The 21,456-nt window shown below is 61.8% G+C and carries 19 protein-coding genes; 10 read left to right on the forward strand and 9 right to left on the reverse strand.

Going from position 1 to position 21,456, the window contains the following annotated elements:
- Positions 1-81 precede the first annotated feature (81 nt).
- The 3 genes from HRU92_RS03770 to HRU92_RS03780 are packed head-to-tail and all read left to right on the forward strand — an operon-like array spanning position 82 to position 3,399.
- Positions 82-561 (forward strand): MarR family transcriptional regulator, encoded by a 480-nt coding sequence (locus HRU92_RS03770; RefSeq protein WP_172123062.1) that lies wholly within the window; start codon positions 82-84, stop codon positions 559-561.
- The gene (locus HRU92_RS03775; protein WP_248306949.1) at positions 558-2,333 is read left to right on the forward strand and encodes an MFS transporter; all 1,776 of its coding nucleotides are present in this window, start codon (positions 558-560) and stop codon (positions 2,331-2,333) included. The genes HRU92_RS03770 and HRU92_RS03775 overlap by 4 nt, the downstream gene beginning before the upstream one ends.
- 22 nt (positions 2,334-2,355) lie before the next feature.
- Positions 2,356-3,399 (forward strand): HlyD family secretion protein, encoded by a 1,044-nt coding sequence (locus HRU92_RS03780; RefSeq protein ID WP_172123063.1) that lies wholly within the window; start codon positions 2,356-2,358, stop codon positions 3,397-3,399.
- An 81-nt stretch (positions 3,400-3,480) separates the two neighbouring features.
- Here the strand turns inward: HRU92_RS03780 and HRU92_RS03785 are convergent, their stop codons facing one another.
- Entirely contained in the window at positions 3,481-5,418 is a 1,938-nt protein-coding gene (locus HRU92_RS03785) for a PAS domain-containing sensor histidine kinase (protein WP_172123064.1), read from the reverse strand.
- Positions 5,419-5,505: 87 nt separating this feature from the next.
- On the opposite strand from HRU92_RS03785, the gene HRU92_RS03790 reads away from it, so the two are divergent.
- Positions 5,506-6,384, forward strand: coding sequence for a DUF72 domain-containing protein (locus tag HRU92_RS03790; protein ID WP_210258532.1), 879 nt, complete (start codon positions 5,506-5,508; stop codon positions 6,382-6,384).
- 134 nt (positions 6,385-6,518) lie between these two features.
- Here HRU92_RS03790 and HRU92_RS03795 read toward each other — a convergent pair whose 3' ends face one another.
- The gene (locus HRU92_RS03795) at positions 6,519-6,782 is read right to left on the reverse strand and encodes a hypothetical protein (protein ID WP_172124931.1); all 264 of its coding nucleotides are present in this window, start codon (positions 6,780-6,782) and stop codon (positions 6,519-6,521) included.
- A 322-nt stretch (positions 6,783-7,104) separates the two neighbouring features.
- Here HRU92_RS03795 and HRU92_RS03800 point away from each other — a divergent pair, with 322 nt between their 5' ends.
- The 4 genes from HRU92_RS03800 (at position 7,105) to HRU92_RS03815 (ending at position 10,629) form a co-directional block, all read left to right on the forward strand.
- On the forward strand, positions 7,105-7,377 hold the full coding sequence (locus HRU92_RS03800) for a hypothetical protein (protein WP_172123065.1): 273 nt from the start codon (positions 7,105-7,107) through the stop codon (positions 7,375-7,377).
- Between the two features lie 375 nt (positions 7,378-7,752).
- Positions 7,753-9,168: a glucuronate isomerase gene (gene uxaC, locus HRU92_RS03805; RefSeq protein ID WP_173087597.1), complete on the forward strand. Its 1,416-nt coding sequence runs from the start codon at positions 7,753-7,755 to the stop codon at positions 9,166-9,168.
- A 91-nt stretch (positions 9,169-9,259) separates the two neighbouring features.
- Entirely contained in the window at positions 9,260-10,108 is an 849-nt protein-coding gene (locus HRU92_RS03810; RefSeq protein ID WP_173087599.1) for an aminoglycoside phosphotransferase family protein, read from the forward strand.
- A 17-nt stretch (positions 10,109-10,125) separates the two neighbouring features.
- The gene (locus tag HRU92_RS03815; protein WP_172123068.1) at positions 10,126-10,629 is read left to right on the forward strand and encodes a CAP domain-containing protein; all 504 of its coding nucleotides are present in this window, start codon (positions 10,126-10,128) and stop codon (positions 10,627-10,629) included.
- A gap of 10 nt (positions 10,630-10,639) precedes the next feature.
- Here HRU92_RS03815 and glpK read toward each other — a convergent pair whose 3' ends face one another.
- Both glpK and glpD read right to left on the reverse strand, forming a co-directional pair.
- Positions 10,640-12,139: a glycerol kinase GlpK gene (gene glpK, locus HRU92_RS03820; RefSeq protein WP_172123069.1), complete on the reverse strand. Its 1,500-nt coding sequence runs from the start codon at positions 12,137-12,139 to the stop codon at positions 10,640-10,642.
- Positions 12,140-12,152: 13 nt separating this feature from the next.
- Complete coding sequence (glpD, locus tag HRU92_RS03825) at positions 12,153-13,649, reverse strand: glycerol-3-phosphate dehydrogenase (RefSeq protein WP_172123070.1); 1,497 nt, start codon at positions 13,647-13,649, stop codon at positions 12,153-12,155.
- Positions 13,650-13,806: 157 nt separating this feature from the next.
- Between glpD and HRU92_RS03830 the strand changes: the two genes are divergently transcribed.
- Complete coding sequence (locus tag HRU92_RS03830; protein ID WP_172123071.1) at positions 13,807-14,742, forward strand: AEC family transporter; 936 nt, start codon at positions 13,807-13,809, stop codon at positions 14,740-14,742.
- A gap of 7 nt (positions 14,743-14,749) precedes the next feature.
- Here the strand turns inward: HRU92_RS03830 and HRU92_RS03835 are convergent, their stop codons facing one another.
- From HRU92_RS03835 to HRU92_RS03845, 3 genes are read right to left on the reverse strand one after another with little or no spacing between them, the layout of a single operon-like run.
- The gene (locus HRU92_RS03835) at positions 14,750-15,643 is read right to left on the reverse strand and encodes a transglutaminase family protein (protein ID WP_172123072.1); all 894 of its coding nucleotides are present in this window, start codon (positions 15,641-15,643) and stop codon (positions 14,750-14,752) included.
- 33 nt (positions 15,644-15,676) lie between these two features.
- On the reverse strand, positions 15,677-16,627 hold the full coding sequence (locus HRU92_RS03840; protein ID WP_248306950.1) for an alpha-E domain-containing protein: 951 nt from the start codon (positions 16,625-16,627) through the stop codon (positions 15,677-15,679).
- 4 nt (positions 16,628-16,631) lie between these two features.
- Positions 16,632-18,053 carry a circularly permuted type 2 ATP-grasp protein gene (locus HRU92_RS03845; protein ID WP_172123073.1) on the reverse strand — a complete coding sequence of 474 codons (1,422 nt, stop codon included), beginning with the start codon at positions 18,051-18,053 and terminating at the stop codon, positions 16,632-16,634.
- 161 nt (positions 18,054-18,214) lie between these two features.
- On the opposite strand from HRU92_RS03845, the gene HRU92_RS03850 reads away from it, so the two are divergent.
- The gene (locus tag HRU92_RS03850; RefSeq protein WP_173087601.1) at positions 18,215-19,144 is read left to right on the forward strand and encodes a 2-hydroxyacid dehydrogenase; all 930 of its coding nucleotides are present in this window, start codon (positions 18,215-18,217) and stop codon (positions 19,142-19,144) included.
- A gap of 1 nt (position 19,145) precedes the next feature.
- Here the strand turns inward: HRU92_RS03850 and HRU92_RS03855 are convergent, their stop codons facing one another.
- Both HRU92_RS03855 and HRU92_RS03860 read right to left on the reverse strand, forming a co-directional pair.
- The gene (locus HRU92_RS03855; protein WP_173087603.1) at positions 19,146-20,276 is read right to left on the reverse strand and encodes an AbrB family transcriptional regulator; all 1,131 of its coding nucleotides are present in this window, start codon (positions 20,274-20,276) and stop codon (positions 19,146-19,148) included.
- Positions 20,237-21,406 (reverse strand): M20 aminoacylase family protein, encoded by a 1,170-nt coding sequence (locus HRU92_RS03860; RefSeq protein WP_127752795.1) that lies wholly within the window; start codon positions 21,404-21,406, stop codon positions 20,237-20,239. The genes HRU92_RS03855 and HRU92_RS03860 overlap by 40 nt, the downstream gene beginning before the upstream one ends.
- Positions 21,407-21,456 lie beyond the last annotated feature (50 nt).

The raw sequence follows: 21,456 nt of genomic DNA on the forward strand, positions 1-21,456 counted from the left end.
AGGTCTGTTATGCGTCCGCTCTTGTGGCGCTCCACCGCCGCAGCACATATGTAGGTCCCTACACTGTAGGTGAGCACGAACATGGCCGAGACATCCGAACTGCTTCGCAATGTCGCCAAAGCTGGGCGGGAACTGAGCGTGGGCTTTGATGTCCATCTTAAGGATCTCAACCTGACCACGGCGCGCGCGCGCGTTCTGCTGCTGTTGCTGCCCAGCACGGAAGGCGTCAGCCAGGCCGCCGTAACCGAACATTTGCGCGTTGAGCATCCCACCGCCGTGCGCATCCTCGATGGGCTGGAGAGCCTTGGCTATACCCATCGCGTGCCCAGCCCGGACGATCGCCGCGCCCGCATGATCGTTTTGACGCCGCAAGGCCGTGCTGTGGCCAAAAAGGTCTCGGCTATCGTTTCCTGTCTCAATGATCACCTGATGTCCCAGCTTGATCCCGCCGAAGCCGAGATCGCCAATCGCGTCCTGCTTCAGCTCCTCGACGGGCTGCAAAGGATGAAGTCGGACATTGCCGGTTCTCTCACCAAGGATCGGGAGCACGCCCCGTCATGAGCACGCGCAGCACGGTAATACCGGTCGCTGATCCCGTTGAGGATCGCGCCGCCGAGAACTCGACTCCGCCCGAACAGCAGGCCGCCCTCGCGTCCGCAGCAACAACGGACACCCAGGCTGAACCGGTGGCGCAGCCAAGCGCGCCGCCAGCGGCGGCGCCAGCCTCGGGCATGCCCGCCATGCCGCCCTTCGTGCCCAAATCGCCGATCATGAACCTGGTTTATATCCTGAGCTCGCTGATCCTCGGGCTGACTCAGGGCTTGGGGCTCAATCTCATCACCGCCAATCTACCGGGCTTGCAGGCCTCGTTTGGGGCCACCCAAACCGAGATGGGCTGGCTCGCCGCCGCTTATTTCGCCACCAATCTTGCGGGCACTATTCTCCTCTTCAAGGCGCGCACCCAGTTCGGGCTGCGGCGCTTCGCCGAGTTGGGGATCGCTGCCTATGTGGTGGTGGTCATCGCCCACCTGTTTGCCCATGATCTGCACTCGGCCATTGTCGTGCGCGCCATCATGGGCGTGGCCGCGGCCCCGCTCAGCACGCTCGGTTTTTACTACATGCTGGAATGGCTTCCCCCGCAAAAGAAGATGAGCATTGGCATCTGCTTTGGCATGCTCGGCTCAACCCTCGCCTTGCCCTTGGCCCGGGTCATCTCGCCCGATCTGCTGCAGATGGGCGATTGGGTGGGCCTTTACGCCGTTGAAGTGGGCATGGCGCTGGTCTCGCTCGCGATTGTGTTCCTCGTGCCCTTGACCGCCCCGCCGCGCATGAAGGTCTTTGATCGTGCCGATATCCTTAGCTTTCCGCTGATGACGGTCGGCTTTGCTTGCCTTGCCATCGTGCTCGGCATGGGTCGGGCCTTCTGGTGGTTCGAAACCCCCTGGATCGGCGAACTCCTGGCCCTCGGCATTGCCTCCATGGCGCTGTTCTGCATGGTCGAGCTGCATCGCAGCAACCCGATTATCGACCTGCGCTGGCTCACGGGTCGCGACATGCTGATCTTTGCCGGGGCCCTCGTCGTGTTCCGCCTGCTGCTGTCAGAGCAGTCGGTGGGGGTGTTTGGCCTCTTCACCGTGCTTAATCTGCAGAACGATCAACTGATCCCACTCTTCGGCGTCATCGGGGTCGTGACCTTCATTGCCACCGCTGTCCTTAGCGCAGTGATCAAGCCGCAGCGCACCGAGATCATCCACCTCGTGGCGCTGGTCCTGATTGCGGCTGGCAGCTGGATGGATGCGCACAGCACCACGCTCAGCCGGCCCGAGCAATTCTATCTCAGCCAGGCGCTGATTGGCGCCGCTGGTGGCTTGTTCCTGCCGCCAGCCATGCTCAATGGCTTCATGAAGGCGCTGGCGCGAGGCCCGCAATATATTCTGTCGTTCCTTGCCGTGTTTCTCACCACGCAAAGCCTGGGTGGCTTGTTGGGCAGCGCCATCTTCACCACCTTCGTCGCCCTGCGCGAGCAGTTTCATTCCAACATGCTGTCGCAAGGGATCACCCTGCTTGATCCACTCGTGGCCCAGCGCATCCAGGCCTATGGCGGCGCTTATGCGCGCGTCCTGACCGATCCCACCCAGCTCAGCACGCAAGGGCTGAACCTGTTGACCCAGTCGCTTACCCAGCAATCCTGGGTGCTCGCCTATAACGACCTCTTCCTCGTGGTCTTCTACGGGGCGCTGGCATCCACTGCCGCGCTGGTCATTCACATGAGCCTCACCAAGCTCGCCGCCCTCAACGCCGCCAAAACTGCCAGCGCCGCCAGCCCGGCCTGATTGCCTCTCTGGAGAATTGACTATGCCTTTCCTCAAACTGCTTAAATCCAAGGGCACCTGGGCTGCCTTGCTGATCGGCCTCATCGGCGTTGGCGTCGTGCTCTATGCCTGGCAGCTGCCGCCTTTCACCTCCACGATCCAGTCCACCAACAATGCCTTTGTGCGTGGCCGAGTGACCATGATCGCGCCTCAGCTTGCCGGCTATGTCACGCAAGTGCCGGTCAGCGACTACCAGCAGGTTACGAAGGGCGATCTGCTGATCAAGCTCGATGACCGCATCTATCAGCAGCAATTGGCGCAGGCCGAAGGGGCCTTGGCCCAGCAGCGCAACGCCCTCGACAACTATGAGCAGAACCGGGCATCCAAGCAGGCGAGCCTCGACTATGCCAACGCCCAGCTCGAAGCGGCAGAGGCTTCGCTTGAGCGCGCCCAGGCCGATGCCGCGCGCAGCGAGTCGTTGTTGGCTTCGGGCCTGTCGCCGCAATCGAGCAACGACCAGGTCCGCGCCGCATTGCTGCAAGCGCAATCCAGCGTTGCCCAGGCCCAGGCCAATATCAGCGTGGCCGAACAGAACCTGTCGCTGGTCGAGGGGAGCGTACCCGCATTGCAGGGGGCGGTTCACTCCGCTGAAGCTGCGGTGGAACTGGCCAAGATCAATCTGGCCAATACGAGCATCATCGCGCCTGTCGATGGTGTGCTCGGGGAAGTGACGGCGCGCGTGGGCCAGTATGTATCCACCGGCAGCCAGCTAACCTCCGTCACCCCGCCCGATCGTTGGGTCGTGGCCAATTTCAAGGAAACGCAGCTCGCCAGCGTCCATATCGGGCAGGAGGTCACCTTTTCCGTCGACGCGCTCAATCACCAACAGGTCAAGGGCCATATCTCGGAAATCTCGCCGGCGACCGGCTCGGAGTTCAGCGTCATCAAGCCCGATAACGCCACGGGGAACTTCACCAAGATCGCCCAGCGTATTCCGGTGCGCATCGAACTCGATGCCGAGCCCGAACTGGTCACTCAGCTCCGGCCGGGTATGTCGGTGGAAGTCTGGGTCGACACGCAGCTCTAGGCGCGGGTGAGGGCGGCAGGAGCACTTCAGTGCCGCTTTGCTCACCAGCTGGCAGGCTTCGCGCCCGCCGGCAGCCTTTCGTCAGCTCGCCTCGATAACCGCTGACACAGCCTTGGCCAGTTCGGTTTGGCGGAACGGCTTGGCGAGCCGGGGCAGCTCGATGCTTTCCTCGCCGGCTAGGTCCACAAAGCCGCTGGCAAGAACCACCGGCAAGTCCGGCCGTCGCGAACGGGCTTCCCTCACCAGTTGCAAGCCCGTCATATTGGGCATGGCATAATCGGTCAGCATCATGTCGATCGGCTCACCGGTCGCCAGCACCTTGAGCGCCTCGGCGCCCGAGCCCGCCAATATCGGGCTATAGCCGAGGTCCTCAAGCATATCTGCGACATTGCCCAGCACCAGTGCATCATCGTCCACCACCAGTACGACTGGTTTTTTGGCCGGCTCGTTCTGGTGTGTTTGCTGTTCATCGGCAGTGGCGGTGTCGAGCGTCGTTTCTGCTGCAGCTTCGGGCAGCCAGATCTGCGCCGTGGTACCCGTGCCTTTTTCGCTGGTGATCACTAACCTTCCGCCGGATTGTTCGACCATGCCCTTGACCATGGACAGGCCGAGCCCGGTGCCTTTCCCCACGCCCTTGGTGGTAAAGAACGGCTCGGTTGCGCGGGCCAATGTCGCCGCATCCATGCCCTCGCCACTGTCTTCCACGGTGATCCGCACATAGCGGCCGGGCGGCATCGGCTTGCCGGCTCCGACGACATCGATCGATTTGGCCGAGATCCGGATAATGCCGCCGCCGGGCATCGCGTCCCGCGCATTGACCACGAGGTTGAGGATGGCCAGCTCGAGCTGGTTGGCATCTGCACGGGCCGGTCGCAAGGTCGCGGCAAATTCGGTCACGAGGTCCAGGGAAGGGCCAAGCGAACGCTCCAGCAGGTCCAGAATACCGCGCACCAGTTGGGGAACGTCGACGGACTCGGGATTGAGTTCCTGCTTGCGGGCAAAAGCCAGCATGCGCTGCGTCAGTGACGCGCCGCGCTGCGCGCCCTGCAGCGCATTGCCAATCAGCCGGCGCAGCTTGGGATCGTCGGGCAGCCGCTTTTGCGCGAGCTCGAGGCTGCTCTGGATCACCATCAGCAGATTGTTGAAGTCATGCGCCACGCCGCCGGTAAGCTGGCCCAGCGCTTCGGACTTTTGCGACTGAAAGAACGCCTCGCGCGCCTCATCGAGTGCCCGTTGCGCTTCGCGTCGTTCGGTATTGTCGCGGGTGACCTTGGCAAAGCCGACAATGTTGCCGGCCTGATTGCGGATGGGGTCGATCACCACATGCGCCCAGAAGCGGCTGCCATCCTTGCGGACGCGCCAGCCTTCCTTCTCGAACCGCCCCTCGCGCGTGGCGGTTTCGAGCGCGATCCTGGGCAGCTCGATTTCCTGGTCTTCGGGCGTGTAGAAGCGGCTGAAGTGCTGGCCGATGATCTCCTCGGCGCTGTAGCCCTTGATGCGCTGGGCCCCGGCATTCCAGCTGCTGACCGTGCCCTCGGGCGAGAGCTGGTACAGCGCATAGTCCGTGACGCTCTGCACCAGCAGGCGAAACTGTTCTTCGCTTTCGCGCAGGGCCGTTTCCGCCGCTTTTCGTTCCGATAGATCCCGGGTGACTTTGGCAAACCCGATCAGCTCGCCCGTCGGGCTGCGGATCGGGTCGATCACCACATGCGCCCACATGCGGGTGCCGTCCTTGCGAACGCGCCACCCTTCCTGCTCGAACTTGCCCTCTTCGGCTGCAGTGCGCAGGGCTCGCGCGGGCAGATCCGTTGCCTTGTCTTCTTCGGTATAGAATCTCGAGAAATGGTGCCCGATGATCTCGGAAGCTTCGTAGCCCTTGAAGCGCTGCGCGCCGGCATTCCAGCTCACCACCGTGCCGTTACGATCCAGCATGTAAATGGCATAGTCCACGATGCTGCTCACCAGCAGCTGATAGTGGTCACTGCCGGGTGTCGTGACCTGGCTTTCGGTTTCGATCATGTCTGCCCGCACCTTCGCATCAATCGTCTCTCTCATCTACCCATTTGCCGCCGATGTCCAAACGTCTTGAGAGCGTCGCACGATCAAATGCGTTCCCTCGACACAGCAGGTGATGCAACTGGCCACTTCCGGCGGGAACAGCTCGACGCCATGGGAGTTGGATTTTGGCCCATTCATAAAGGCTTTGCAGTGGTTCATAATGCGTTCATCGGTACGGCAGGATGGAGTTTAAATCGGGACTTTTCCGAGTTCCAGGGGGAAGGAACCGCCCTGGAGCGCTACGCCGCCGTATTCTCCGCGACCGAGGTAAATTCCAGCTTTCACCGCCGTCACCGCCCATCCACCTGGCAGCGCTGGCACGATTCAGTCCCGCAAAACTTCAAATTCTCCGTCAAGCTGCCCAAGACCATCACTCACCAAAGTCAGCTCATCAACCCCGAAACTGACCTCGATGAGTTCTTCGCCGACATCGCTCCGCTCGGCAGCAAGCTCGCGGCAATCCTCGTACAACTCCCGCCCAAGCTGGCATTTCAGCCCGAGTCCGCATCGGCATTCTTCTCCGCCCTCCAGGCGCGCAGCCCGGTGCCTGTTTATCTGGAGCCCCGCCACGCCACCTGGGCCAACGCGGAAGCTTCCGAACTGCTGCAGGCATTCAAGATCGCCCGCGTCTATGCCGATCCACAGCAAGAAGGCTTGCGCGCGGCGGCGCTTGCCGACGGCGCAACCTACCTGCGGCTGCACGGTTCGCCGAAAATCTACTATTCAGAGTACGACCCTGCAGCCATTGAGCTTTTCGCCGCACTGCTGAGGGCGGGGAGTGGTCCGGGCTGGTGCATCTTTGACAACACCGCATCAGGCGCGGCGCTGCGCGACGCCTTCAAACTGCGCGATCCTATCGCGGAGGAAAGCCCCGCAAGCACCGTCGCCGCTACAATGTGCGATGGTGCCGCCGGGGCGGACCGTTAAGGGCCCGCCTCGGATGCATACGCACGCGCGTTGGCTTTCTCTCTTCCGAGAGTTCATCGGCGTCGGCTCGGTAGTCGAGCTCGGCGTATGGGTCTGGGTCGTACTGGCAGGTCATGGCCGCAGCGGTCATTCGCTTAGTGAACGGCCTCGTCGGGCGGGCCGATCAGCTGGGCGATGCCTTCTTCCTCAAGCGCACGCTGGAACTCGTTCCAGGCGTCCAGCTCGGTGGGGAAGGTGTCTTCCCAGATCAGCGAATTGTCGTCATTGTCCACCACTTCCAGGGTCCAGCCATCATTGCTGTCCTTGAGGCGGTAGATGCCGACCTGGACGGTGATCCCGTCCTGGGTGAATTCGCAGCTCTGCTCGGAAAGCTCAATATCCTGATCTTCGTCGCTCATCATTGCTCTCCATTATGCGGTGCGCTCCCATAGCGCGAGAAGGCGGCTATGGCCACCGCCAAAGCGTCGCCCCGACCATGCGCCTCGCACCTGCGACATATGGGAAGCGCCATCTAAGTGGTATCTTGTATGCTTGCTTTCGCGCCCGATGCCGGAACAGTGATGCTTTGATGCCGGTCAAGGATCACCGGCCGCACAACTCCGGCTTCTTGGATTAACTACAGAATTGTCGCGGTAACGAATCGTAAACCACGTTCCGCTTGCAATTGCATCGAATTGCGCAGAGTTCCGTTGCTTCTGCACGGATGTGTGGAGTACGGCAATGGATCAAGCGTTGCACAATACTGTAGCTCAGATCGGTGATGACCGGCGCGATACCGCCTTGGCAGTGGCGCAGTTTCTTGCGCTGGCCAAGGCTGCCAACGTCACTTTCGACCTGGTGGATGATCGGCTGACGATGAGGGCAGTCAAGCCGAAATGGGCCCTATGGGCACCGATCCGGCACTGCTTGGATGAGATCGGCATCGAAGCAATTGAAGAGCACTTCCGCAAAACCACGCCGCAAGAACGCGAAAGTCTTGGCGAGGTCGCGTGAGCTTGGGCTGTCACAGGGTCATGGTCATCGCGGCCGCAACGGCTACTATACCGAAGGCCGCCATCCCGGCAGCGAGGACCATCGCATGAGCCCGGGGCAGCCGGCGAATAGCTGAGGTGGATGCGTGGACGTCGTGGCCAGTTCCCTGCAATTCAACCTGTGTCATCGCTTACCCCTTGAGACAATGCGTGGCAGTCGCCAGTAACTCGGGGCGGCCTTTGTTTAGTCGTTTCGCCCACGTCGCAAGCGTAGTCCAGCATGGCGGCAGGGGGAAAAGCCTTTCCGGAACGCCGTTAATTTTAATCTAATCCGCTCACTGGCCGATCTTGTATGGTAGTCGTTGATCTTGGGTCCGGATCATGGCAAAACCTGATCATGACCAATGCTCCGCACCTTCATCCCGATCGCTTTTTCCCCGTGGCCGAACCAGCACGGTCCGTCGCGCGGGACCTTTATGCTGCTGTCAAAGATTTGCCGCTGATCTGCCCCCATGGGCACACGGACCCGGAATGGTTTGCGGCCAATGATCGGTTTTCGGACCCGGCGGCGCTGTTTCTCACCCCAGACCATTACGTGTTGCGCATGCTGCGCAGCCGTGGGCTGAGCTATGACGATCTCGGCGTGCCCCGCAAGGACGGAAAGCCAGTTACGGCCGGGCGCGATGCCTGGCGTCTCTTCGCCGCGAACTACTATTTGTTCGCAGGTACTCCATCCAAGACCTGGGTCGATCACTCGCTCCAGCTCACCTTTGGCATCAACGAGGAGTTGGGGCCAGACACTGCTGATGCGATCTATGACGTCGTCGACAAGCGCTTGGGTGATCCCGATTTGCTGCCGCTGGCGATTCTCGATCGTGCCAACGTAGAGACCATTGCGACCACCGAATTCGCCCTCGATCCGCTCCAGCACCATGCCCGTTTGGCTGACCGGGGATTGATCGGGCGGGTGCGTACCACCTATCGCCCTGATGATGTTACCGACGCCAGCCGCCCCGCCATCGCCGACAATCTTCAGCGTCTGGGGGAGGTCACCGGAGAAAACATTACGACCTGGGGCGGTCTCATCAATGCCCACCGGAGCCGGCGAGAGTTCTTCCGGCGCTTCGGCGCCGTTGCGACCGATCATGGGGTTCCCACCGCCAACACTGCTGACCTTCCGATGGTCGAAAAGCAGGCCTTGCTCGACAAGGTCTTGGCCGGGCGGCACGATGCTGTGGATGCCGAACTGTTCCGTGCCCAGATGCTCACGGAAATGGCGCTGTTGTCGGTGGAAGACGGCATGGTCATGCAGATCCATGCCGGCTCGCGCCGCAACACCGATCCGTTGCTGATGGCCGAGCGTGGCACCGATCTTGGCGCCGACATTCCTGGCACGACCGATTATGTCACCGGTATGCGGGCGCTCCTGGGCCGCTGCGGCAATGAGCCGAACTTGCGCATCATCATGTTCGTGCTCGATGAAACCACCTATGCTCGGGAGCTGGCGCCCATGGCTGGCTATTGGCCCAGCCTGATGATCGGCCCGCCGTGGTGGTTCCACGACAGCCCGCAGGGTATCCGGCGTTATCTTGACCAGGTGGTGGAGACGGCCGGCTTCTACAATCTCGCCGGCTTCAATGACGATACGCGTGCGCTGCTCTCGATCCCCGCCCGGCATGATGTCTGGCGCCGTGAAGTCAGCGGCTTCCTTGGGCGTTGGGTGGGCGAGCACCGGCTCTCGGCCGCGACTGCGCAGGACTTGGCCAAGCATTTGAGCTACACCGCAGCTAAGGATGCTTATCGCCTGAACTGATGGCCGCTTCGGGTGGGCGCTTATCAAGTTTTGGCGTAAAGAGCGCTGGGAGCTCGAATCACGACCATTGTTCTGCTCTAATGCGTCCATGATGAATCAGTCGCCCGTCGAAACAGCGCTCAGCCGCGCCATGATCCGCTGGTCCCTGACCCGCTCGCAGCCGCTTGCCGACACAGCAACCAGCTGGATTTTTCGCGTTGATCAGAATGGACGCAACTTTGCGGTGCTCAAGATCCTGAAGGCGGCCCCCCCAGATGCGGAGCGCCGCGGAGCGGCGCTGATGGCCTGGTATGGCGGGGAGGGCGCCGCGACCGTGTTTGACTCGCATGGCGACACACTGTTCATGGAATGGCTGGACGGCATTCCGCTGGGGGACGCTGTTCGGCGCGGCCACGACGAAGAGGCGACTGTCGCACTTGCAACCGTGATCGCCAGTCTTCATCGGCCGCGTCCGCAGTCTCCCCCGGACTTACTTTCGCTACGCGAACGCTTTCAGATGCTATTCGATACCGATGTGCGGGTCTGGCCGCACACCGCCCGGGATCTCTACGCCCGTGCCAGCGGCATCGCGCTCAAGCTGTTCGACAAACCCAGTGCACAACTCCCGCTTCACGGCGATCTGCACTACGACAACATCATCTCGTCGGGGCGCGGATGGCTCGCCATCGATCCGGTGGGCCTCTTCGGTGATCCGGCTTACGAAGTAGCACCCGCATTTGTTAGCCCCTCCGGCGCCGAAGCGCTGGTTGCCGACCCGCGCCGCATTTTGGCATTGCTGGACACCTTCGAGGCGCGACTCGATCTTCCCCGCAAACGGGTTTTGGGCTGGGCCGCGGCCCATGCAGCTTTGTCGGCTTCCCTGAACCTGGCGGATGGCAAGCCCATCACGATCCAACTCGCCTGCCTTCCCAATCTGCTCAGCGCCTATGATCAGGCGTGACCTCAAGGGTTCTCTTCATGGCTAACCTGACCCGCCGCGGCGCGCTGGTGCTTGCGGGCGCGGCGCTGCTTTCGGCCTGCGCCACCACCGCGCCAATTGTTCCCGCCAGCGGTGGTACCGCTCCCGAAACCTTGTCTGACGATCAAATCCTTGCCGCCATCAACGCGGTGCGCAAAGCCAATGGCGCGCCGCCCTGGAGCTATAATCAGCGGCTTGAAACGGCAGCCCGTTCGCAAGCCCAGCTAATGGCAGCCAAGAACAAGCTCAGCCACGATCTGGGCGTTACCTTGCGCGAACGTGTAACCCAGGCTGGCTATCTCGGCGCAGTGGGCGAGAACGTTGCCGGCGGCCATCCCAATCTCGAAAGCGCCATCCAGGGATGGATGAATTCGCCTGGGCACCGGTCCACCTTGCTCAGCCCGAAATTCACTGAGTTCGGCTTGGCTGTGGCGCGCACCGACAAGGGCCGGCTGTATTGGGCCATGATCGCCGGCGGCTCATTCGAGGCTTGGCTCATCTAGTCGCGCAGGCCTAAGCCGCTGTGCTAAGCGTGCGCCGCACTGCTGCGCCCCAACCGCTGAGCTTGCTCTCCCTCGTTGAGGGGTCCATTGCGGGCTCGAACCTCTGGTCACATAACCAGCCAGCAGCAAAGGCTTCCATGTCGGGCCAAGCCCCGGCGCGCGAGCCAGCGAGCCAAGCGGCGCCCAATGCAGTGGTTTCAAGGATCGTTGGCCGATCAACCGGCGCGTCGAGCACATCCGCCAGGAACTGCATGGTCCAATCAGACGCGACCATGCCGCCATCCACGCGCAGCACGGTCTCCCCGCCAGTGCTTTTCCAATCCTTGCGCATCGCATCAAGCAAATCGCGCGTCTGGTAGCATACCGCTTCCAGTGCTGCCCGCGCGATCTCGGCTGGCCCGGTATTGCGGGTCAGGCCATAAATCGCGCCGCGCGCCTCGGCATCCCACCAAGGTGCGCCCAAGCCCACGAATGCGGGCACCATGTAAACATGCTGGTTGGGATCTGCCGACTGCGCCAGGGGGCCAGTTTCGCTCGCCTTGTTCACAAGCTTCAGCCCGTCCCGGATCCACTGCACGGCTGCACCGGCCACAAAGATCGACCCCTCCAGCGCATAGGTGGTCTTGCCGTCCAGCCGATAGGCAAGGGTGGACAGCAACCGGTTATGCGACCGTACCAGTTCGGTGCCAGTATTGAGCAGCGCAAAGCAGCCAGTGCCATAAGTCGATTTCAGCATCCCAGGCTTGAAGCAGGCCTGGCCGATCGTCGCGGCATGCTGGTCGCCGGCAACGCCAAGGATCGGCACAGCCGCGCCAAACAGCGCCGCATCGGTGCTCCCGAAGTCGTCGGCGCAGTCCTTGACCTCGGGCAGCATTGCTGCGGGAACCCCGAACACCTCCAGCAGTTCGGGGTCCCAGCGATTGGCGACAATGTCAAACAGTAGCGTACGGGCCGCGTTGGTAGCGTCGGTGGCATGCACTCGGCCGCCCGTCAGCCGCCAGATCAGAAAGCTATCGACAGTACCGAACAGCACTTCGCCACATTCGGCGCGGTCACGGGCGCCAGGCACATGGTCAAGCAGCCACCCAATCTTGGTTCCAGAGAAATACGGGTCGAGCAGCAATCCGGTTCGCTCGGTTACGAGCGCCTCGACGCCGTCTCGCCGCAGTTGAGCACAAACCGGTGCTGTGCGCCTGTCTTGCCAAACAATGGCATTGGCGATGGGTTTGCCGGTATCGCGATCCCAGCAAACCACGGTTTCACGCTGGTTGGTGATGCCGATGCCAGCTAATGCCGCCGGCTCGATCCCGGCCGCCCCAATGGCCGTCTGTGCTGTGGCAAGGACGCTCTCCCAAATGGCCTCCGGATCATGTTCGACCCAGCCATCCTGGGGGAAGATTTGCGCAAATTCCTGCTGGCCGACGCCCCGCACCTGGCAGCTGGCATCAAAAACGATGGCTCGGCTCGATGTGGTGCCCTGGTCGATCGCCAGCACAAAACCCTCAGTCATTCCGCTCTCCCCCTTAGCGCCGTTGTGCCAGATAAGCGTCCAGGCGCGCCTTGTCTTCAGCCCCGGTATGCAGCCCCAGCTTGGTGCGGCGCCACAAGATATCGGCGGAACTCACAGCCCATTCATTGGCAATCAGATAATCCACCTCGCTTTGGAAAAGGTCAGCGCCGAAGTGAGTCCCCAGTTCGTGCAGTTCCTTGTTGTCCCCAAGGATTACCCGCGCCTTGGTTCCGTAAAGGCGCATCAACCGCCGGATCATGGTGGCGGGCAGGCGGCTATAGTCCATAGCCAGGCGCCGCACTTCCGATTCAAACTGCAGCGGCTCGAACTCACCGCCGGGCAGTTTAGATTCCTTGGTCCAACGTGGGCCGCGTTGGCCCAGCACGCTTTCGATCTTTTCCATGGCCGACTCGGCCAAGCGCCGGGACGTCGTGAGTTTGCCGCCAAAGACGTGCAACGCCGCTCCGCTGGCCAGATCGCCATCGAGCTTGAGGACGTAATCCCGGGTGGCTTCCTGGGCGGCGCTGGCGCCGTCGTCGAACAATGGGCGTACCCCGGAATAGGTCCAGACGATATCGGCTTTAAGGACAGGCAGCGCGAAGTACTCGCTGGCCGCCCGGCAGAGATAGTCGATCTCGCTATCAGAAATAGCGACGTCCTTGGGATCGCCCGTGTAGTCCTGGTCGGTGGTGCCGATCAGAGTGAAATCCTGCTCGTAGGGAATGGCAAAAATGATGCGTCCGTCGGCGTTCTGGAAGATGTAGCAGCGATCATGGTCGAACAGCTTTCGCACCACGATGTGGCTGCCCTTCACAAGGCGCACATTGTGGGCGCCGTTATTGCCCATCGTATTGCCGACCACTTCGTCCACCCAGGGACCAGCGGCATTGACCACAAACTTGGCGTGCACCGTCTGCTCGCCATCCGGCCCTGACAGCGTCAGCGTCCAGCCCCCGTTATCCCGGCGCGCGCTGGTGACCTTGGTACGGGTGTAGACCGTCGCACCCTTGTTCGCAGCGTCCCGAGCGTTGAGAACGACAAAACGGGCGTCGTCCACCCAGCAGTCCGAATACTCAAAGCCCGTCTTGAAGCCCGGTTTTAGCGGCTTGCCCGCTTCGTCCTTGGTTAGGTCCAGCGTCTTGGTCGGGGGAAGCAGGCGGCGTCCGCCCATATAGTCATACATCGCCAGACCCGCGCGCAGCACCACCTTAGGCCTCAGCCCCTTGTGGTGGGGCAAGACGAACCGGAGCGGCCAGATGATGTGCGGTGCGGCCGCCCAAAGGACTTCGCGTTCGGCCAAGGCTTCGGCAACGAGGCGAAACTCATAGTGCTCCAGATAACGCAGCCCGCCATGGACCAGCTTGGTCGCGGCCGATGATGTACCGGACGCTAGATCATTCATCTCGGCCAGCATCACCGAAAAGCCGCGGCCGACGGCATCACGAGCAATGGAAGTGCCGTTGACGCCTCCACCGATCACAAAAATATCGACTTGCTCTGTTTGGGTCATGCTGGGCTCCCGGGAGATTCCCGCCGCTTCTACGCCTTATGTTCGCTCATGAAAATGAACTTCATGTGCGTCTTGGAGCCGCCCGTCTCACTCCCTCGGATTGACCCAACCGCGACGGCAGTCTAGGGCAGGGGACCAGTTTCCAGGTTGCCCGGCCATGCTCGCCATATTCAATGTCATCGCGCCAATATTCGCGCTGATGGCGCTAGGCTACTGTGCCGTGCGCTTCCGGCTTTTTCCCGCCGAAGGCATCAAAAGCCTGATCGCATTTGTGAACAACTTTGCGACCCCTTGCCTGCTGTTCCACTCCATTCTCACCAGCGATTTTCGGTCCGCCTTCAACCTTGCGATTATCGGACCGTTTTACCTGGGCGCGCTGATCTGCTTTGTGGTCGGCATATTCATCGCCCGAAAGTTTTTTGCGAACACACCCGGCGAAAGCGTCTCGATTGGCTTTTCCGGCACCTTCACCAATACGGTCCTGGTGGGGCTCCCCATCATGCAGCGCGCTTATGGTCTGGACTCGCTGCCGGTCACGCTCTCCATTATCGGTCTGCACGGGGCCATTTTGCTGAGCATCGGCATGGTGACCATGGAACTGGTCAAGCGGGATGGTCGCTCCTTGGGTAGAACGCTGCTGCTAGCGGCCAAGCGGGTCCTCTCCAACCCACTGATTTGGGGGATCGCCGGCGGGATGATCGGATCTTTTGCCGGGCTGCAACTGATCGAGCCGGCCGATGCATTCTTCTTGATGATGAGCCAGGCGGTGGTGCCCGCCGCCTTGTTCGGCATCGGCGGCGCCCTGAACGAGTACCGCTTGTCCGACAATTGGAAGCAGGCCGTTGTGGCTTCGCTGATCAAGCTCGTCCTGCACCCCGCCATCGCCTATGTGCTTATGGTCTGGGTGATGCGGGTTGATATGGAGATTGCCCGATATGGCATTCTGCTGGCCGCTATGCCGCCCGGCGTCAATGTTTACGTGTTCGCGACCTACTACAATCGCGGCACCAGCGTCGCGGCGAACACGATTTTGATCGCAACACTTGCCTCGGCGGCTTCCATTTCGGCCTGGTTGTTGATCCTCGGTCCTTAGCGCTGGCCTAGGTAGCGGGCGCTACCGAGAAGCCCAGTACCCGCACGCCATCGCCCAGTGGCACTGCCCGTAAGGGCTGGGTCGTGTGGGCATCCAACCCCGCAGCCAGTCGCACATGCTGTTCTGTGGGACACAGTTGCAGCATGGGGTCGAAGCCGATCCAGCCAAGCCGATCGTCAAAAGCTTCCGCCCAGGCGTGCAGCGCAGTGCTTCCGCCCTCGTCATCCGCAAGATAACCGGTGACATAGCGCGCCGGAATGTTGAGCGCTCGGGCCGCGCCGATAAATTGGTGGGCAAACTCGCTCGCCAGCGGCAATGACTTGATTGACGCTCCCTCACTTTCAGTCACCTCGGTCAGGCTCTCGCCTATCGACTGCGTCACTCCACCGATGGATTGCGTCACGCCTGCCGCGGACATGGACTGGGCCGCCTCGTTGCCCCCGTTCAGGGGAGCCGCCGCATCCTCCACCTCTTGAGGAATAAGAGCTTCGCCGACCGCCGCCATCAGGCCATGCAGCACCTCCAGTCGATTATTGCTGCTGCCTTTGAAGCGACCGAAGATCTCTTCGCTGCCCTGCGTTGAGGACGTTTTGCGCTTGAAAAGACCTGGGACCGGTTCTCCCCCCACGCGCCCCAGAACACCATGCTTGTCAACGGTTTCAACCACGCCGTCCACCGTGACCACGATCTCGCCTTCCGGGCGGCTTTGGTTAACCAGATGCATGATGTTCCCATAGGCGTCGGTAAACCGTGCCGCACTGTCGAGGCCCGGCATGTCCACAGTCCAGCTCTCGACCTTCTGCCCGACGCCTGATTGCGGCGTGAGCAGCAATTGCATCAGCGCATGCACGGTGCCGGGCGGGGGTGTAATGCTCAAGCGATGATGGATGGCGATGCGCATCTGGAAGCCTTTTGTGCCGAGCGATCCCGGGTGTCAGTAGAAATTGTAGCTGACCGACATGCACTCGGTGACATGATTGTTGCGGCCGATGAATTCGTTGAGGAACTCGTGCAAGCCGTGAGCGAAGATCGTGTCCATGGTTGTGTCCTCCACCATGGCACAGAGCTGTTCAGCCGCTTCGTGGCAGATCATGCGTTGCCCGTAGACATCCGCCAGCGTGTCCAGCGTGTCCGACATTGATCGTGCGCAATAGACCAGTGACCGCGGCATTTCAGGGCGCAGGATCAGATAATCGGCGATGTTGTGGGCCTTGAAGCGGTCCCGATAGAAGTGCTGATACGAGCGATGCGCCGAGGCTGCCCGCAGGATCAGTGTCCATTGCTGGATGTCGAGCTCGCCCCCCACCATCGTTGCGCGTGGCAGCAGCACGTAATACTTCATGTCGAGGATGCGCGCTGTATTATCGGCCCGCTCGACAAAACTGCCCGCCTGCGAAAACGCAAAACCGTCATCGCGCAAGATGGTGCCGAGCATGGCGCCGCGGAACTCGTGGCTGCGTTGCTTGACCCACTGCAAGAGGCCGAGCAGCTTGGCGCCGCGCACATCGGTGGGCTTGATCTGGGAGAACTCGAGCCAGGCCGCGTTGAGGCTCTGCCACATGTCGCTGGTGATGGCGGTGCGGACGGAGCGGGCGTTGGTGCGGGCGGCTTGCAAACATGAATGAACGGATGACGGGTTGTCCGGATCGAACATCATGAAGTGCGCGACGCTGTCGACATCGGCCTGATCGTGCTTGGCGGCGAAGGCTTCGTCGACTTCGGCGGCCTGCATCATCGAGACCAGATGCTCGCTGGCGCCACCTTCGCGCCGCGAGGTAAGGCTCATGCGATAGCCAACTTCCAGCAGGCGGGCGATGTTCTCGGCCCGCTCCACATAGCGACTCATCCAGAAGAGGTTTTGCGCTGTGCGCCCCAGCATGGTCATGGCATCAGTCCTCCAGCACCCAGGTGTCCTTGGTGCCGCCACCCTGGCTCGAATTGACGACGAGCGATCCCTCCTTGAGCGCCACGCGGGTCAAGCCGCCCGGTGTGATCCGCACCTTGTCACCCACCAGAACATAGGGCCGCAAATCCACATGGCGCGGCGCCACGCCATTGTTGACGTAGGTAGGGCAGGTGGAGAGGGCGAGCGTGGGTTGGACGATGTAATTGTCCGGTCTAGCCAGGATCTTGGCCTTGAACTCTTCCTGTTGTGCCTTGGTGGACGTAGGGCCAACCAGCATGCCGTAGCCGCCCGAGCCATGCACTTCCTTGACCACGAGTTCGCCTATATTGGCCAGCACCCATTCCCGCTGCTCGCGATCGGTGCAGTTATAGGTCGGCACATTGTTTAGCAGGGACTTTTCGCCCAGATAGAACTCAATGATATCAGGGACATAGGTGTAGACGGCTTTGTCGTCGGCGATGCCCGTGCCGGGCGCGTTGACCAGCGTTACATTGCCAGCGCGATAGGCGTTGAACAGCCCCGGAACACCCAGCATGGAGTCGGGGCGAAAGGTCAGCGGATCCACGTAATCATCGTCAATGCGCCGATAAATCACGTCTACCCGCGTCGGGCCCGTTGTGGTGCGCATATAGACCTTGCCGCCATCGACAAACAGGTCTGGCCCCTCGCACAGCTGGGCGCCCATCTGGTCCGCCAGGAACGAGTGCTCGAAATAGGCCGAGTTATAGATGCCCGGCGTCAGCACTACGATATTGGGCGAACTGCCAGCGCCTGCGGGCGCCACGCTTTCGAGAGTGCGGCGCAGGTTTTCGGGATAGGTTTCCACCGGCGCGACCTTGTAGCGATGGAAGAGGTCCGGGGCCAGTTGCATCATGGCCTCGCGGTCCTCGAGCATATAGCTCACCCCGGAAGGCGTCCGTAGATTGTCCTCAAGCACATAGAAATCATTAGGGCCGACCCGCACGATATCGACGCCGATAATGTGGGCGTAAACGCCCTGCGCCGGTTCAAGCCCCATCATTTCGGGGCAAAAAGCGGCGTTCTGGAGGATCAGGTGCTCCGGTACCCGGCCCGCCTTGATGATCTCCTGACGATGATAGATGTCGTAAAGAAAGGCGTTAAGTGCTCGTACCCGTTGCTCTATTCCCTTGCTCAGTCGACGCCATTCTGCCGCCGAGATGATGCGAGGAATAACGTCGAAGGGGATGAGCTTTTCCGTGCCCTCACTCGAACCATAGACGGCGAAGGTGATGCCGAGCTTGCGGAAGATCGCTTCGGCGTCCGACTGCATCAGGGGCAGGGCTCGTTCGGGTTGCTCGGCCAGCCACTCGGCGAGGACGCGATAGGGTTCGCGGATCGATCCGTCCGCATTGTTCATTTCGTCAAACGGCGCTGTGTCGGCCATCTCGCTCCGAGGGTAAAGGGCTTGGTCCCATCCTATTCACATTGCTACATATTTGTGACGCGCCGTCCAGCGGGAGCAAGGGGCCATTTTCGCCAAATCTGGTCGACTCGGCGGGAACCTTTGTCTATTTCTCACCTGGGTTAAGAGCGGGGGGCGAGACCATGACCATCGAAATTCTGCAAACCAAGAAGCTGCTGGCGAGCTGCGAAGCGGCGCTTGCTGAACGGTTTACCGTGCATAAACTGCACGAAGTTCAGGAACCTGAACGCTTTCTGAACGAGGTTGGACCCCGCATTCGCGCCCATGCCGGCAGCGATGTAAATGCCGACCTCATCGCCAAATTGCCCAATCTGGAAATCATCGCCGGCTTCGGTGTTGGCACCGACAATATCGATCTGGCGGCAGCCAAGGCGGCCGGAGTGCGCGTGACCAATACGCCCGATGTGCTCAATGACGCGGTGGCCGAGTTGACAATCGGAATGATGATCGCCCTCGCGCGACGTATTCCGCAGGCGGACCAGTTCGTGCGCGCCGGAAAATGGCCGGCGGGCAATATGGGTCTGTTCACCGAACTGACCGGCAAGACGGTAGGCATCCTGGGGCTGGGGCGAATCGGCAAGGAGATTGCCACCCGGGCGCAGGCGATGAAGATGCGGGTGGTCTATCACGGCCGCAAGCGGCAGGAGAAAGAGCCCTATGTGTTCTATCCCGACCTGCTGGAGATGGCCCGCGATATTGACTGGCTGGTGATCATTGCGCCGGGCGGCAAGGGCACCAACCGGATCGTGTCGCGCGAAGTGCTCGAAGCGCTGGGCCCCAAGGGCATGCTGGTCAATGTCGCGCGCGGCACCCTCATCGATGAGCCCGCCACGATCGAGCTGCTGTCGAACGGCAAGCTGGGCGGTGCAGCGCTGGATGTGTTCGAGAACGAACCTGAGGTGCCCGAGGCGCTGCTGAAGCTCGAAAATGTCGTGCTCTCGCCCCATCAGGGCAGTGCCACTCATCAGACGCGCGATGCGATGGGCGCGCTGCTGGTGGCCAACCTCGATGCCTATTTTGCCGGCGAGCCGCTGCTGAGCGCCGTCGTTTGATCTAGCCCTGAGCCGGCGGCAGCGTTGCTGCTGTCGCCGCTCCCTCGCTGAGCCCCTGGCGCCGTCGGATCAGCACGACGAGCAGCGGGATGACAAAGCTCAGCAGCAGCAGGCGGATCATGTGGTGGGCCGCGATAAAGGCGGCGTCGAAGCTGAGCGCCACACCCAGAGCCCCCATACCTTCGAGCGCGCCCGGCGACAGGCCGATCCAGATCTGCCCGAAGGGCATGTCCACCAGCCGGCTCACTCCGAAAGAGACGACGGTGACGATGCCGACGGTCATCGCCGTGGCGATCAGCCCGCCAAGGGCGGCCTGCATGAACTCTTGCCGGGTGATGCCCGCAAAGCGCGAACCGATCAGCGCCCCTGTCAGCACAAAAGCGATGATCACCAGCGGCTCAGGCATGGCGCCGCTATAAAGCCCGCCAAGCTTGGCCGCAGTCGCCAGGGCCATCGGCCCCATGACCATGGCTGCGGGAACGCCGAGGCGCATGAAGACGAGCCCCAACGCCACGCAAGCGGCGGCGAGGGCCAGCAGCTCGCCCCAGCTCAGGGTTGTTGTCGGGGCAGCGCTGCCAAAATGCTCCACCGGCAGGAACATGGCGCCGATCGGCACACAGATCGTCAGCATCAGCAGCCGGATGACCTGGATGATGACGATCTGGCGGGCGTCGCCGACGCCGGCCGAAGCGATCCCCATGATGAAGGACAGATGCCCGGGAATGGAACCGAGATAAGCCGTGCCCGGATCGAGTTTGAACACGCGCACCAGCATCCAGCCGGTGAGCGCGATGATCAGCACCATTTCGAGCACGAGGCCCATAAGGCTGATCGGCCAGCTGGCGAGCAGCGACAGGCTTTCGCTGGCCACGGTTGTGCCCATCGACATGCCGATCAGCACAAAGGCGATGTCGCGCAAGCGGACGGGCATGCGCACGGGCAGGCCGATCATCGCCGCGACAGTCACCGCCAATGAGCCGCCCATGATCCAGCCGCCGGGCAGGCCCAGCGCGGTCGCCCCCAAGCCGCCTAAGGCGGACAGGGTAAGGGTCAGGAGGGTCAGCCCCAGGATGCGGGGCCGCCACCAGAGCTCTAGCGGATCGGCAGGGCTCGTTCCGCCAGCTTTACCCAATAACTTGTCCCCACCGGAATGATGGCATCGTTGAAATCGTACGTGTCCGTGTGCAACTCGGAACTGTCGCCATTGCCAAGAAAGATATAGGCGCCGGGCCGCTGCTCGAGCATGAATGAGAAGTCTTCCCCGCCCATGGAGGGGGGCACGTCCTTGTCGACGCGCTCGGCGCCGGAAACCTCCTCGGCAATGCCGGCGGCGAAGGCGGTTTCGGCGGGGCTGTTCACCGTTACCGGATAGCCGCGCATATAGTTGACCTCGGCCGACCCGCCAAAGCTTGCGGCAAATTGGGGCACGAACTGCTGCAGACGGGCTTCGATGAAGTCCTGCACCCCGGCATCGAGCGTGCGCACGGTGCCCTTAAGGCGTGCGGTACGCGGGATGACATTGTCGGCGTCACCGGCTTCCAGCACCGTGACCGACAACACAGCACTACCGAGCGGGTCCACATTGCGCGACACTACGGTCTGCAACGCGGTGATGAGTTGGGCGGCGATGATCACGGGATCGACCGTGGATTGCGGGCGCGCGGCATGGCCGCCCCGGCCCTCGATATCGATCACGAACCGATCCGTCGCCGCCATGATGCCGCCTACGCGAATGCCGAAATGGCCAGCCGGGATGCCCGGCCAGTTGTGCATGCCGTAAACTTCGTTGATGCCGAAGCGCTCGAGAACGCCGTCCTCGACCATTTCGCGCCCGCCGGCGCCGCCTTCTTCGGCCGGCTGGAAGATGAGGGCGACTCGCCCATCGAAGTTGCGGGTTTCGGCGAGATACTTGGCTGCGCCCAGCAGCATGGCTGTGTGACCATCATGGCCGCAGGCATGCATGCTGCCCGGCACCGCACTGGCGTAAGGCTTGCCCGTGCGTTCGGCGATCGGCAGGGCATCCATATCCGCGCGCAGGCCCAGGGTGCGCCCGCTGGTATTGCTCTTGCCATTGATGATGCCGACAACGCCGGTCCGCCCCAGCCCGGTCACGACCTCGTCGCATCCAAAAGCGCGCAGGAGTTCCTCGACCTTGCCCGCCGTGCGATGCACCTCGAACAGGATCTCGGGATTGCGATGCAGGTCCTGGCGCCAGCCAGCGATCTCGTCGTGAAACTCGGCAATGCGATTGATTACGGGCATGAAAAACCAGAAAATTGTTCTGGGTCAGTGTCGCTGCCATAACTCTCCGC

The sequence above is a fragment of the Devosia sp. 1635 genome (assembly GCF_013185955.1).
GTDB lineage: Bacteria > Pseudomonadota > Alphaproteobacteria > Rhizobiales > Devosiaceae > Devosia.

Coding starts and splice junctions, on each gene's coding strand:
- HRU92_RS03785 (WP_172123064.1), bottom strand. CDS start 5,418: ATGATCGAAACCGAAAGCCAGGTCACGACACCCGGCAGTGACCACTAT.
- HRU92_RS03810 (WP_173087599.1), top strand. CDS start 9,260: ATGAATCAGTCGCCCGTCGAAACAGCGCTCAGCCGCGCCATGATCCGC.
- HRU92_RS03815 (WP_172123068.1), top strand. CDS start 10,126: ATGGCTAACCTGACCCGCCGCGGCGCGCTGGTGCTTGCGGGCGCGGCG.
- HRU92_RS03840 (WP_248306950.1), bottom strand. CDS start 16,627: ATGACCATGCTGGGGCGCACAGCGCAAAACCTCTTCTGGATGAGTCGC.
- HRU92_RS03770 (WP_172123062.1), top strand. CDS start 82: ATGGCCGAGACATCCGAACTGCTTCGCAATGTCGCCAAAGCTGGGCGG.
- HRU92_RS03850 (WP_173087601.1), top strand. CDS start 18,215: ATGACCATCGAAATTCTGCAAACCAAGAAGCTGCTGGCGAGCTGCGAA.
- HRU92_RS03795 (WP_172124931.1), bottom strand. CDS start 6,782: ATGAGCGACGAAGATCAGGATATTGAGCTTTCCGAGCAGAGCTGCGAA.
- HRU92_RS03780 (WP_172123063.1), top strand. CDS start 2,356: ATGCCTTTCCTCAAACTGCTTAAATCCAAGGGCACCTGGGCTGCCTTG.
- HRU92_RS03835 (WP_172123072.1), bottom strand. CDS start 15,643: ATGCGCATCGCCATCCATCATCGCTTGAGCATTACACCCCCGCCCGGC.
- HRU92_RS03860 (WP_127752795.1), bottom strand. CDS start 21,406: ATGCCCGTAATCAATCGCATTGCCGAGTTTCACGACGAGATCGCTGGC.
- HRU92_RS03800 (WP_172123065.1), top strand. CDS start 7,105: ATGGATCAAGCGTTGCACAATACTGTAGCTCAGATCGGTGATGACCGG.
- HRU92_RS03830 (WP_172123071.1), top strand. CDS start 13,807: ATGCTCGCCATATTCAATGTCATCGCGCCAATATTCGCGCTGATGGCG.
- glpD (WP_172123070.1), bottom strand. CDS start 13,649: ATGACCCAAACAGAGCAAGTCGATATTTTTGTGATCGGTGGAGGCGTC.
- HRU92_RS03775 (WP_248306949.1), top strand. CDS start 558: ATGAGCACGCGCAGCACGGTAATACCGGTCGCTGATCCCGTTGAGGAT.
- HRU92_RS03845 (WP_172123073.1), bottom strand. CDS start 18,053: ATGGCCGACACAGCGCCGTTTGACGAAATGAACAATGCGGACGGATCG.
- glpK (WP_172123069.1), bottom strand. CDS start 12,139: ATGACTGAGGGTTTTGTGCTGGCGATCGACCAGGGCACCACATCGAGC.
- uxaC (WP_173087597.1), top strand. CDS start 7,753: ATGACCAATGCTCCGCACCTTCATCCCGATCGCTTTTTCCCCGTGGCC.
- HRU92_RS03790 (WP_210258532.1), top strand. CDS start 5,506: ATGCGTTCCCTCGACACAGCAGGTGATGCAACTGGCCACTTCCGGCGG.